The organism is Lentibacillus salinarum (genome assembly GCF_042679865.1).
Classification (GTDB): Bacteria; Bacillota; Bacilli; order Bacillales; family Amphibacillaceae; genus Lentibacillus; species Lentibacillus salinarum.
Map to the genome: position 1 here is coordinate 65,158 of NZ_JBHTNH010000061.1, position 13,192 is coordinate 78,349.

Here is a 13,192-nt window from a genome sequence, read left to right on the forward strand (position 1 = left end):
ATCCGCTCCCAAGCCCTATACTCCCCGAATAAAATTCTCAATCAACTGGTAGATCTGTTCTCTGCCGGATTGAAACGGCCTAGGCTGGAAGATGTCAGCTTGCTGGATGACATCTTCCAACAGCATGTCCTCTTCCCAGCTTAAAATGTGCTCTTGTTTTTTCAAAGCTGACACAATCTGCAGCTGATGATCGTCATTATGTTCGCCATATTTGGCAAGACGCGGACAGGCGATAACGGGTTTGCTTTTTTTCAGGCCCTTGATAATCGAGCCAGTCCCTGCATGGGTAATGATGAGGCGCGCCTGTTCATACAATAAATCCATTTCCTGATAGCTGACAAATGGTTTTAAGGTCAGATGGTCACTTCTGTAAGGAGTATGCCCATGCTGGACAAGCACATCCTCTTGTATACTGCCTTCCTTTTTCAGGCGTTCTACTTCACCGATCAGTCTGGTGAATGGCAGCTCATGGGTACCTAACACAACGAATATCAATAGATGGACCCCCCGTAAACAGCTTTTGGATACACTTTTTTCATCGATTTCCACTGAATGATGAATAAATCGGCTATGGGATAAACCAGTTTTCCTGATAAGGTTGGACTGTCGGTTTTGGCAAAGCTTTCAATAAAGATGATCTTGCGGCGGAAAAGCTTGGCGATGTAGCACATCGGGACGGCTGTGTGAGCACCTGTTGTGATGATGACATCGGGTCTTCGGCGCAGAAAGATGCATAGGGCTTTGATCATATTAAAAGAAAACTTGAATATGTAACGGAATAAATAATTTCTAGCACCATAAACGAGTGTGGACATCGGGTATTTATCCTTCAGCGCCTTCGTGATGGTACATTTTTCAGTGACGATGTGGTAGTGATAATGTTTGAAAAGCGGTTCAAGCTGTAAAAGTTGTGTCAAATGGCCACCTACTGATGAAATGAGAAGTAATTTTTTCTGATTCAACTGTCGTCGCTCCTATCCTTGCTGGTATCGTTCAATCAGTTGACCAATCAGCCTTTCCTGGTCGTATTGCTGTGCTTTTTCCTCCCCATTTGCTATCAGTTCATGACGTAAGTGTTTATCCCCCAGAACGTGTGCCATTCCCGTCCTTAACGATGCTGTATCTTTCGGTTTAATCAATCGACCTGCCCCATAACTAAGTAAATAGCTCAACCCACCGACATCACTGGCGACAACCGGCGTGTGACAGGACATCGCCTCAAGTGCCACAAGGCCAAATCCTTCCATATAGGACGGCAGGACAAACACATCCGCTGCGGCAAGCCATTGGGCGATATGTGTTTGTCCTATCGGCGGATGTAGATGAACGTCTTGGATTTGTTCATGCGTGATTTTTTCTAGCATCCGCTGGACAAAAGCCGGTTCTTTCGGTGCACCAATCAAGTGAAGTTCCAGGGCCGAATGATTTGCTTTCAACCCGCTGTAGGCTTCCAGCAGTTCCGCCACCCCTTTTGCCTTGATCATATTACCGACAAACAGGATAATCGTCGCTGTTTCCGGAATGTTCAAAGCTTTTCTGGCTGTAGCTTGTCCCATAGGCTTGAAAACATGACGGTTAACGCCCATGTTCAGGACGGTTATCCGTTCGGCACTCACCTGATATGTATCGATCATGTCCTGTTTTAGCTTTTCCCCGACCGCAATAATATGATCGGCTTGGTGCAGCACCTGTTTCGTACGGTTAAAAAAGAATCGTCCTTTTTTGGCCATCTTATCCAAATCACCGCCATGAGCCGTAACAACCACCCGGGTCCGGAACAGTATCTTGAACAAAAGCGCGAGCCGGCCGCTCGGGTAAACATAGTGCGCGTGAACAATATCATATTGCTTGCCTTTCGTAAGCAATAGGAAAAGCACATGCATCATCCATACCGTATATTTCCAAATGACAGCCGGTTTGCTCATGTGCGGATTGTGAATGGCCGCGACATCAACAAGTATTCCCCGTGCCTTTAAAGCCTCAACCTGGTTTTTGACAAAAACACCAAAGCTGGGGTGAAGCTTGCTGGGATACATCGTACTAATCACCAGTATTTTTTCCATTTTCCCCACCCCCTTATACACCGTTTTTTATCAATGGCTGTGCAGACAGCGTGTATAGATACCCAATCAGCAGCGCCAAATAAATACTTGCTGCTGGCGATGACAGGATATGACCCGCGACGAACGCACTGCCGAGTCCTAAACAGACAGAAACACCTGCCAGCACGGTGGATTCATTGAAGATGAATCGCGGTCGACGCATCAAGGTCTTGAAAATTCGCCAACCAATCAACGCGAGTGGTAGCATGAATAGCGTAAACCCGACAAGACCGAAATTAAAATACCAGTCCAAAAAGTCCATCTCAATTAACTTGGGGGATTCTTCATAATTCCCGCCAAACCCCAGCCCGAATAATTGCTGCAAGACCGATGCTTCCCTGTATTGTGATGCTGCAGCATACAAAAAATCCTTTCGGCCGCTCAATAATGCACGTGTTGTCTCACCCTCTTCTACCGGATTCACTTCTTCCGGCTGTTCTGTCATGCCTGTGCTAAATGACAGGTTCAAGTTATGGCCGATTGGCGTGGTTGGGGTGATCAGAAGCGTTCCGGCCAAAATGGCTGACAGCATGATGACATGAAACCAATGATATTTATCGGTGACAGCTTTCATCAAAAACAGCACCAGAGCAGTACCCAGAACTACAAGGACGGATCCAAAACTCACCTTCGTACCGATCGTCAGCATCGCCCAAATGATAAGCCCTATGACAGGAAGCAGCAGTATTTTGACACGACGCGATTTTTTCTGTAGCCAGTATAAAATGACAATGCCGAATCCCATACCCAAAATGGCGCTCAGCTCGTTTCCGGAAAAAAACCAGCCGGAGTGCCCTTCCTTGGCCAAAGCACCATAACTCCGGTGACCAGTTCCTGTCAGATTGGCCAGCAGCATAACAGCTGCTATAAACGTCATGTTAACCAGCACCATTAGCTGAATTACCTGCTGCCAGTTCGTCTGTTTGGTAATTGACGGAATTCCCAATACATAAACAATCAGTAAAACAATAAAAAAGATGGTTTTGATCATATAGGTCAGTTCAAGTGACAGATTAAATGGTTCTTTTACCATCGCATTCGTGATGACATGGACCAACATAAACAGACCCAGCGCAGTTACATAAAAAAGCGCTGCCTTTTTCGTCTTTGTTTGGGGTAAAAGACATATGTAAACAATCCCGGCAGCCATCGCCAGCCCCCGCAAAGGTGTTGAAAACGGAACATTCACATATGCCAATACATCCAGGGCCGGCTGTAGCAGTATAAAATAGATGAACATTTTCTCCACCACTACCGTTAGATGATGTTGTCTTGTCAAGGTCATGTGCCGACCCCTTTCCGACTGTGTACACAGGTAGATAACCTCCCTTCTAGTATTTGACATTGGTGAATGATTTAAACCTCAAAAATTGTTTGATAAACTACCGCCTCATTCGTCTTCATTGACTGCCGGCCTGATAGAACCAATGCTTCCGACTAGCACTAATTTCGCCCGGAATGACGCTTCGTTTTATGATATAGTAACGGTGGGAGCACTTTCGGGAGAGGATGATGATAGTGACGATCAAACGATTAATCGGTTTTACAGGGCTGGCAGGGCTTTTTTGGCTGCTGGGTCATCAACGAGCGAATGCACCGACGTCGCAAGTGAGAATAAAAGGGGTCCCTGCCTACTACCAATACCCACAACTTCCAACCGGCTGTGAAGCCACCTCACTCGCGATGCTGTTAAGCTGGGGGTTAGGCGAGGAAGTGAGCAAATATACAGTGGCAGATGCCCTGTCGAAGGGGGATAAGGTGCATCAGGCTGGCGGTGAATGGAAAGGCGCCAATCCGAACAAAACGTTTGTCGGCGATCCGTACACCGACTCGGATGACGGCAGTTATGGTGTGTTTGAGGGGCCGATTCTGGAAGCGATTGAGATGTACATGCCCGGCAAAGGGATTGATTTGACAGGGGAGCCGTTTGATGCCCTGCTCGACATCGTCCGCTCAGGAAAGCCGGTTTTGGCGTGGACGACGCTTGAACAGCAGGAAACGTATTACGGGCTGTCCTGGACAGATGAGGCCGGTGACGTGATTGATTGGTATGAGAACGAACATGCGGTTGTGCTGACGGGCGTTACCGGTGATCAGGTGATTGCGCATGACCCGCACACCGGTAAAGCAGAATACTATGACCGGAAACTTTTTGAGCGAAACTGGCAGTCAATGGGCGGGCGTGCTGTGATGCTAAATATTGGGAATTGATACGGTTGGCAAGAGAGAGACTGAGATGGTGCACTGAGGAAAAAACTCCCCATTCCCGTTTATGTTCCAATATGGTAGAATAATAGTGTTAAATAAAAGAAGGAGTCGAAAGATATGAAAAAAATCATAACCGCCGCAGTTGTTGTGATCGTTGCACTAATAGCCATATTTTTCTTAATTGATGACGGCGCAAGCCAGGAAGCCGATAATCAGGCCGAAGACAACAATCAAGCGGCAGAGGAAGCGAAAGAAGAACCGGAATATAAATACCCGCCGCAAAAAACGCAAAACCTTTTGGATGAACAAGAAGAGCTGGAAGCCGACATTTTAACCGAAAGTGACGGCAGTACACTGGACGAGCCGTATGTGACGCTTGATCCGTATGACCGAAGCCCGCTCGCGGCACTTGTTATTTTTGATACGGAGGAAGCGACCAAAGTCTCGTTCACGGTCAAGGGTAAAGATAACGAATCGGATATCTCGAAAACGATGGACGACTTTAAAACGCATCACGAACTCCCTGTATTGGGGCTGTATCCCGATTTTGACAATACAATCGAAATTGAAGCGGAAACAGAATCCGGGGAAACGCTGGAAAACACAATAACCATTACGACGGATGAATTGCCAGATTATATACCGGAAATTGACATTAAAACAGCGGATAAAGGCAAGATGGAAATTCATGAAAATGAACTGACCTTTGCCATTCCGAGTACGAAATTTGTCTACGGGTTTGATATTAATGGTGACATCCGCTGGTATGGCTCGGGCTATAACAGCCACGTTCTGCAGGAATTAGACAATGGGCACCTATTATATCTGGGCAAGGATGATAACGGCGGCAGTGCCTATAACCGCATGTTTGAAACAGATTTTACGGGCAAACTGTATAATGCCTTCAAAATCAGCGAAGAGGCTGCCGAAGCAGAATCAGAAGGAATGGAATCAACCCTGGTTCACCATGATATCGCTGAACTGCCATCCGGCAATTTGGTCCTGACCGTTAATGATGGTGAAGGCGACTATATCGAAGACATCATGATTGAGATTGATCGGGAAACCGGTGATGTTGTGAAACAAATCGATTTGAAAGACCTTTTCCCTAAGGAAGCTTATGAGGACTATGAAGAAAATGATGAAGGGTTGAAGGACTGGTTCCACCAAAACTCTGTGGTATATGATGAGCATGATAACAGTCTTATCATTTCCGGCCGAAACAGTGACACGGTGATGAAGATTGATTATGAAACCGAAGAAATTAAATGGATGCTCGCTTATCCGGAAGACTGGGATGAGGACATGCAGGAACATCTTATCGATGGCCAGGGAGACGATTTCAAATACCCGGGCGGTCAGCACGATGCCAATATCCTCCCTGATTTCGATAATAACCCGGACACACTTGATTTGCTGCTGTATGATAACAATACGGTTGTCACGCGCGGTGATGAGGATTTGTCCAAAGAGTTCAGTGCCGCTACTCACTACCGAATCAATGAAAAAACTAAAGAAGCGGAAATCATTTGGACATATGGGGAAGAACGCGGTGAGGACTATTTCACTAACATCATCGGCAGTGCCCGGTACCAGCAAGACACCGGCAACATTTTAATTGATTTCGGCCATGTGGATGGCGGCAATCAAAGCAACATTGTCGAAGTGACCCATCACGACGATGCGGAGGTTGTCTTTGAAGCAGAAATCACTGACTTTCCAAAAGGGGCCTGGGTCTACCGGAGTGTCAGATACGCGCTGTATACGAATACGTGGGAAAATGACTTTTCGTTAAATGAATAGCAAGAAGGCAGCGGTCATGGGGCAGAGGGTAAGACTCTCTGCCCCCTTCATTTACCCAACAACAGGTAAAAAGCACCAGGCCATGACATTTCGACTGTTACATCACTCATTCTTTTGTATGAATTTGCTGTTACTCAAACAAATCGTATTGACTGACTGCCGAAATTTTGCTACTATTAGATGAATTTAAATAACAATCTATTTGGGAAGAGTATTTGGAGAAACCCATTGAAAGATTTGGCTGCTCTAAGAAGTGGTCATAGGATTTGATATGGGTTTCTTTTTTATTTATCATGTGTTCTTCCTTCCGTCAAAAGTAGAATATGCTTGGCACTACACCATTCGCTAAGCATTTCTAATAAACTCTTCGGAAAGTTGACACGGAAGGAGGGGGGCGAAACAAGTCTATCTGAAGACAAATTAATACAGGAGGTTCATAAGTTATGAAAAAACTGTTAAAACGAATGACCATTTTATCAATTGCCGCTTTAAGTCTATCCTTTTTATTTCCAACAGGAGCAGCACTTGCAGCCCAAGATAATAACTATGAAAATACTGTCACAAACATTGCACATCGAGGATCGTCTGGTCATGCTCCCGAAAATACAATTGCTGCTTATGATTTGGCATTTGAACAGAAGGCAGATTATATTGAAATAGATGTTCAGATGACTGAAGATGGCGAGCTGGTGAGCATCCATGACACAACTGTGGATCGTACAACAGATGGAACCGGAAGTGTAGGAGATTTTACGTTGGAAGAGTTACAAAACCTTGATGCTGGTAGCTGGTTTGATTCATCGTTTGCGGGTGAAAAAATCCCAACTGTAGAAGAGATTCTAGACCGTTACAGAGGGAAAATTGGTATTCTGGTTGAGCTTAAAAGTCCAGAACTTTATCCTGGGATTGAGGAGAAACTTGCGGATGCTTTAATCGAACGTAACCTGGATAAACCAAATAATAATAAAATCATAGTTCAATCCTTCAATCATGACTCCGTAAAGAGATTCCATAACATAATACCTTCTATGCCAGTCGGAGTTCTAGTAGGTCATGGACAAGCTGATAATGGTGAAATTACGGATGAACATCTTGAACAATATGCTAAATATGCAGACTATGTCAACCCGAATAAAAGCTTATTGGACCAAGATACAGTAGACAGGATTCATCATAGAGCCCTAAAAACATGGCCATATACAATCGTTGATGAAGAGTGGGTTGATCTGTTAATGGACTACGGTGTTGATGGAATTATTACAGATTATCCAGAACTAATGGATTTCCGTTAAAACAAGATATTGAACGACTTTATTTTAAAAATCATAGCGGGTTGGAAGCCCGGTCCCTTGCCTCAAAAGGGTGGAGATTATGTCTTCACCCTTTTTATTTAGTTTATTAATGGTTTGGACAGGGTTTCAGCACAAATGCGATACAACGTCAATGGTATTTTAGAAAAAGTATTAAATATGCTACAATTGATTTAAAATGTCGGAGGTATACTATGGAAAATATAGTTGATATCATTAATTCCCAGGTTATATCATCTGTCAAACAAGCAGACGATATTGATAAAGCCATCAATTCAAATACTAACGTTACTTTTCTATTAACAGGTGACCTAACCAGTACGAAATCATATATAAATCGTTTACAGGAAGCTGGTAAAATAACCTTTGTTCATATTGATTTTATTGATGGCCTTTCCAACACGCCAAGTGCTATAAAATATATTGCTGAACAATGGCAGCCCCAAGGTATTATTACCACAAAGAGCAACTTGATTAAACACGCTAAAGAAATGGGGCTTTTGACCATACAGAGGATTTTTCTGATTGACCGAAACGCCGTGAAGAGAGGTATCGATATTGCACATTCTTGTAAACCGCATGCTATAGAAGTGTTGCCGGGATTGATGCCTAATATAATAGACGAATTGACAAAATTAACCCACCTGCCAATCATAGCAGGTGGATTAGTGAATAATAAACAGCAGATACTCGCTGGATTAAAAGCTGGTGCACTAGCTATTTCTGCAGGAAATCCCGGATTATGGAATTATAGATTATGAGATTAAAGATTCACAATATCCTTGACACTTTCTAGAATAACTTTGGGCTTATATATCGATTTTTTCAATAAATTTTCATCAGTGACACCTGTTAATACAAGTACGGATTGTAAACCGTACTCATTACCCATTTTAATATCGGTTTCCAATCGATCCCCTACCATAAAGCAGTTTTCAGGTGGTAATTTAAACAGTTCCGTGACGATAAAATGAGCAGCGAATTTAGAAGGTTTTCCGATTACTGGTTCAATTTTTTCACCCGTTGCACCCTCTATTGCACCTATCATTGCACCGCAGTCCGGTACTTGCCCACCGTAAACCGGGCAAGTCCTATCCGGATTGGTCGCTACTACTTTTGCCCCTTTGCGCCATGCCTGAAAAGCAGAATTAAGTTTATTGTACGTAAAATCACGATCCCAGCCCAAAACAACAAACGCCGCTTCATTATGGTCATCTGTAATAACAATTTGCTGGTTAATCAATTCATCAATAAGGGGCTGCTCACCAATCACCATTACTTTTTCGTCTTTTTTTAGTTGGGATTTTAGATATCTGGCTGTGAGCAAATTTGAATTAACCACTTCATTATAGCTTGTTTCAATCCCAAGCTCGCTTAGCTTTGTGACGTAATTGCTAATACTTTCTATCGATTTATTTGTGAGAAAGATGACTTTATCGCCACGTTCCTTTAATGTTTTTATGGCGTCAGCTGATCCATCAATTAATTTGTTGTCCAGGTAGACTGTTCCATCCAAGTCAAAAATAAACCCCTTTTTCACTACGTATCCTCCTTGGAACCTGCACTATGATTCTTTATTGGTTAATCTGTTAGCAATTGCCTGAAATAGTACAACTATTGCTACCAAGATAATGGACATTGCTGCAGCAGAATAATATTCTGCTCTTAATACGTTTTGGAAAATAGCAAGACTCATTGGAGCCCACTCAGCAGGAGCCATTAATATTGATATACTTGTTTCCTTAATAACAGTTACAAACACTAGTATTGAACCAGCAGCAATACCCGGCAGCATTAATGGGCCGACTACAGTTACTGCAGCAGTCAAGTTTGATGCTCCAAGATTAATAGCAGCTTCTTCGATATCAACTTTAATCGATTTCATGGTACCTATTGTTGATCTAACCATGTAAGGCATCCTGCGGACAGAATAAGCAACAATAAGAATAAAAGCTGTACCTGTTAAGTTAAGCGGCGCTGTATTGAACGTTTGAATTAACGCAATACCAAATGCAATGCCCGGGACAATCAGAGGCACTGTTGTCATAAAATCCAGGCCAGTAGAATTTTGTCTTACAACAAAATAGGATACGAATGTAGCCACTATCACGCTTAATACCAGCGCTCCAAGAGCTAATACAATACTATTTTGGATATTTCCCAAAGAGCCGGTGAATATCTCCTTGTAGTGGTCAAGCGTGTATCCTGACGGCAAAGGATCCTTTCCCCATGTTGTAGCAATCGATTGCAAAAACACTGTTAGCATGCTTAATACAGGCACCAAAACCACGAAAATTGAAAAAGCAGACAAAGGAATGGTTAGCAATTTATTACCATTTAATTTAACTTGTTTAGGTTTCCCTGAAACGGAATCGTAATTTTTTCCTTTTAGGAAGAAATTTTGTAACCAGTATATAACGCCAGCTACAGCAATCATGATGACTGTGAGTATAGCTGCTCCGCCCCAGTTAAAGAATCCTGAAATCTCCCGATAAGCTTCAACGACTATTAAATTCAAATCACTTGGTGCTAAAATGATTGGTGTTCCAAAATCTGAAAAGCTTACTGCAAAAATAACCAGAGAAGTTGATAACATGCCGGGAATCACCAAAGGAAATGTGACAGTGGAAAAAGTCAACCAGCTTTTTGCACCCATGTTTCTTGATGCTTCTTCCAAAGAGATATCACTAACCTTAAATGCTGCAACCATTGGCCAAAGAGCGTAAGGGAAAAAGAAAAATATCTGTACTAAAGCTATTCCCGTCATAGAGTATGGATCAATTAAAAATCCTTCACCGCCCAAGGCCTGGTAGATGTACGTAACCCATCCTGAACGGCCAAACATGATAATAAACGCGTAACCCGAGATAAATGTGGGAACTACCAATGGTATTGTACAAAGAGCGCTAATCGTTCTTTTAAATGGCATTTTGGTTCGTGCAATGCCATAAGCTATGGGGATACAAACAATCAATACGATCACAGACACAAGTACCGAGAGCCATAAACTGTTTTTTAATGCAGCAAAATAAGTTTTATTGGAAAGTACCGATGTGAAATTATCCAGTGTTGAATTCTTAAATTTTTCAATTGTGCTCTGCAAAGTGTCTATGCTAATAAGTGAACCAAAAAAATTAATAGGCTCATTTGTGAAACTAACCAGAAAGACTGATATTAGTGGTATTATAAGGAATAGGGTGAAAAATGCATAAATAAAGAGCTTAATAATACCCAATCCTGTCAAATTTCTTTTGAGCCAATTCATATTAGTAACACCCTCTCAGGCGAGACACCTAACTTCACTTTTGTTCCATGCTGCAGGATATTATCACCAGATTCATATACGGTATCAGCTATTAATTCGTACTTGCCAACTTGAATATCATATCTGACTGTCGACCCCAAATATGTTGCGAATTGTATTACACCTTCAAAATAGTTATCGTAATCCTTAGACTCCTCATCTAATATATTGATACTTTCCGGTCTGATAACCACATGAACCTCATCTTTTTCAGGGGAATCCACTGATTTAACCTTCTGTTCACCGATTTGTATCACTGAACCATCATTTTCCCGTTTGATTAATTTACCATCTAAAATATTAGATTTACCTACAAAATCGGCAATGAATGGAGATTGTGGATTACTGTATAGATCGGTAGGTGTTCCAATTTGTAGGATTTCGCCATCTTTCATAACGGCTACACGGTCCGCCATACTCATAGCTTCTTCCTGATCGTGTGTAACAAAAATTGTCGTGATTTTAAGGTCCTGTTGGATTTGTCTTATTGTATTTCTCATAGAATGTCTGAGTTTTTGGTCTAGGTTGGATAATGGTTCATCCATTAATAAAACTTCGGGTTCCATTACCAAGGCTCTTGCAAGAGCAACTCTTTGCTGTTGGCCCCCTGATAGTTCACTTGTCAATTTTTGCGCATGATCTTGTAATTCAACATATTCTAAAATATCATTTACTTTGTTTTTTATATCTTTAGGATACCTGCCAATTTTGCTGTTAAGCATCCTAGTATAAACGCCAATTTTTTTTAATGGATTACTATTTTTAAGACGTCTGACATTCAAACTATAGGCGACATTGTCAAATACATTCATATGCGGGAATAGCGCATAGCTTTGAAAAACCATCCCGCAGTTTCGCTTATTAGGTGCAATATCATTCATTGCTTCCTCACCTATTTTAATTGTTCCATCTGTAGGGTCTTCAAAACCGGCAATACATCTCATTGTTGTTGTTTTTCCACAGCCAGATGGACCCAAGAGGGCGAAAAACTCGCCCTCTTCAATATCCAAATTAATATTATGAAGAACAGTAACGCCTGAAAAATCTTTTACTAGTTGTTCTACTACAACTGCTCCCATTTTATCATCTTCCTTTTACTCAATTTTAGATTTCCATTCATCTCGAATACGGTCGTAGTTTTCATTCACCCAATCAATATCCAGATCTACAGCATTTTCTTTCAAATTATCGACGGATAAAGGTGTTTGTGAATCTACTTCCGAATTAATAGGAATGTGGTACCAATCTGCTAAAATTTGCTGGGCATCTTCGCTTAGCATAAAGTCCATGAATTTCTTGCCGCCTTCCGGATTTGGCCCATCCTTCACAAGTGTAGCAGGGTTAACAAGAATTGGTGTTTGTTCCGGAACGACAAAATCGACTGATTCACCATTGTTTTTATGTTCATAGGTCATGAAGTCAAATCCAACTGCCACGTGAGCCTCACCTAGTGCAGCCCCTTTGGTAGGTCCTGAACCCGAATCAGGAATCGAGTTGGACTGATCGGCTAATTTTTGGAAGTAGTCCCAGCCTTCTTCTTCTCCGTTCTGCATCATATAACTTAAAACCATTAACGTAGCTGTACCGGATGCTGCAGGATTAGGGAATTGTATTTTTCCTTCCCATTTTGGATCTAATAAATCGTCCCAGGTCTTGGGTGCTTCTTGCTCTGAGACTAAATCGGTGTTATAAGAAAACCCTAGGACAAACATTTCTGTCCCAACATAATAACCATCCTGATGTTTCATTTTAATGCCGTCTTCAACCACTTCCCAATCTTCAGCACTCTCAGGTATATATGAGGTGATGATATCTTTATCAACCGCAGATTCAAATGGAAGAATCCCACCACCGCCATACCAGACATCTGCTTCAGGGTTGTCCTTTTCTGCCATCATTTGGTTGACCAATACGTTCGTACCAGCATAATGAACGTTAACTTCTCCACCGTGGACTTCCTCGAATTTTCGGGCAAGGTCTTTAGACAGATCCGGCGTTTCTGGTGAATATAGAGTTATTGAACCCACATCGCCATCGCTTCCGCTTTCCCCATCCCCTGATGATGAGTCATCACCTGCACATGCGTTAAGTAAAAAAATGCTCACAATGAATGCGATTGCAAGAAACAATGATCGCTTTTTCATTTCTCACACCCCTTTTTAATATTAATTGAATTGACTCTAAAAAGGAGAAAAGACCCATAAATATACGAACCCTAATGTTGTAAACTTAGGGGTTTAATTTATGTTCTCTTCTCCTTAATCTCTGAGAGTATTCAATTATGTACATTTAATATTAGCAAACGCTTTCACATTTGTAAAGAAGATGTGGGAAATTTCAGGACCCACGCTTTAAATTTCCAGTTTTCTTTTCAGAATTTTAAAGGTGTTTCCTGCGTTAAATTGCGACAATAGTCATAAAGAAACGACATTCTTCACAGGTGAATGACATACTCGTCCCAACGA

The 13,192-nt window shown here is 42.1% G+C and carries 12 protein-coding genes; 4 read left to right on the plus strand and 8 right to left on the minus strand.

Annotated elements, in window-relative coordinates; genetic code table 11:
- Nucleotides 1-15 precede the first annotated feature (15 nt).
- The 4 genes from pssE to ACFQ4A_RS18900 are packed head-to-tail and all read right to left on the minus strand — an operon-like array spanning nucleotide 16 to nucleotide 3,387.
- The gene (gene pssE / locus ACFQ4A_RS18885) at nucleotides 16-495 is read right to left on the minus strand and encodes a PssE/Cps14G family polysaccharide biosynthesis glycosyltransferase (protein ID WP_382402945.1); all 480 of its coding nucleotides are present in this window, start codon (nucleotides 493-495) and stop codon (nucleotides 16-18) included.
- Entirely contained in the window at nucleotides 492-962 is a 471-nt protein-coding gene (gene pssD / locus ACFQ4A_RS18890; RefSeq protein WP_382402946.1) for a PssD/Cps14F family polysaccharide biosynthesis glycosyltransferase, read from the minus strand. Before pssD ends, pssE begins: the two co-directional genes overlap by 4 nt.
- Nucleotides 963-974: 12 nt before the next feature.
- Nucleotides 975-2,063: a glycosyltransferase gene (locus tag ACFQ4A_RS18895; RefSeq protein WP_382402947.1), complete on the minus strand. Its 1,089-nt coding sequence runs from the start codon at nucleotides 2,061-2,063 to the stop codon at nucleotides 975-977.
- 13 nt (nucleotides 2,064-2,076) lie between these two features.
- Nucleotides 2,077-3,387, minus strand: coding sequence for an O-antigen ligase family protein (locus tag ACFQ4A_RS18900; protein ID WP_382402948.1), 1,311 nt, complete (start codon nucleotides 3,385-3,387; stop codon nucleotides 2,077-2,079).
- Nucleotides 3,388-3,614: 227 nt separating this feature from the next.
- On the opposite strand from ACFQ4A_RS18900, the gene ACFQ4A_RS18905 reads away from it, so the two are divergent.
- From ACFQ4A_RS18905 to ACFQ4A_RS18920, 4 genes are all read left to right on the plus strand, one after another.
- On the plus strand, nucleotides 3,615-4,313 hold the full coding sequence (locus tag ACFQ4A_RS18905) for a C39 family peptidase (protein ID WP_382402949.1): 699 nt from the start codon (nucleotides 3,615-3,617) through the stop codon (nucleotides 4,311-4,313).
- A gap of 114 nt (nucleotides 4,314-4,427) precedes the next feature.
- Nucleotides 4,428-6,113, plus strand: coding sequence for an aryl-sulfate sulfotransferase (locus tag ACFQ4A_RS18910; RefSeq protein ID WP_382402950.1), 1,686 nt, complete (start codon nucleotides 4,428-4,430; stop codon nucleotides 6,111-6,113).
- Between the two features lie 443 nt (nucleotides 6,114-6,556).
- The gene (locus ACFQ4A_RS18915) at nucleotides 6,557-7,405 is read left to right on the plus strand and encodes a glycerophosphodiester phosphodiesterase (RefSeq protein ID WP_382402951.1); all 849 of its coding nucleotides are present in this window, start codon (nucleotides 6,557-6,559) and stop codon (nucleotides 7,403-7,405) included.
- 212 nt (nucleotides 7,406-7,617) lie between these two features.
- A complete protein-coding gene (locus tag ACFQ4A_RS18920) occupies nucleotides 7,618-8,184 on the plus strand; it encodes a glycerol-3-phosphate responsive antiterminator (protein ID WP_382402952.1) in 567 nt (188 codons plus the stop codon).
- Between the two features lie 2 nt (nucleotides 8,185-8,186).
- On the opposite strand, the gene ACFQ4A_RS18925 is transcribed toward ACFQ4A_RS18920, so the two are convergent.
- Genes ACFQ4A_RS18925 through ACFQ4A_RS18940 form a run of 4 tightly spaced genes read right to left on the minus strand, consistent with a single transcriptional unit; the run spans nucleotide 8,187 to nucleotide 12,871 of the window.
- Complete coding sequence (locus ACFQ4A_RS18925) at nucleotides 8,187-8,963, minus strand: HAD-IIA family hydrolase (protein WP_382402953.1); 777 nt, start codon at nucleotides 8,961-8,963, stop codon at nucleotides 8,187-8,189.
- A 24-nt stretch (nucleotides 8,964-8,987) separates the two neighbouring features.
- Nucleotides 8,988-10,688 (minus strand): ABC transporter permease, encoded by a 1,701-nt coding sequence (locus tag ACFQ4A_RS18930; protein ID WP_382402954.1) that lies wholly within the window; start codon nucleotides 10,686-10,688, stop codon nucleotides 8,988-8,990.
- Nucleotides 10,685-11,806 (minus strand): ABC transporter ATP-binding protein, encoded by a 1,122-nt coding sequence (locus tag ACFQ4A_RS18935; RefSeq protein WP_382402955.1) that lies wholly within the window; start codon nucleotides 11,804-11,806, stop codon nucleotides 10,685-10,687. Before ACFQ4A_RS18935 ends, ACFQ4A_RS18930 begins: the two co-directional genes overlap by 4 nt.
- Before the next feature lie 15 nt (nucleotides 11,807-11,821).
- A complete protein-coding gene (locus tag ACFQ4A_RS18940) occupies nucleotides 11,822-12,871 on the minus strand; it encodes an extracellular solute-binding protein (protein WP_382402956.1) in 1,050 nt (349 codons plus the stop codon).
- Between the last annotated feature and the right edge of the window lie 321 nt (nucleotides 12,872-13,192).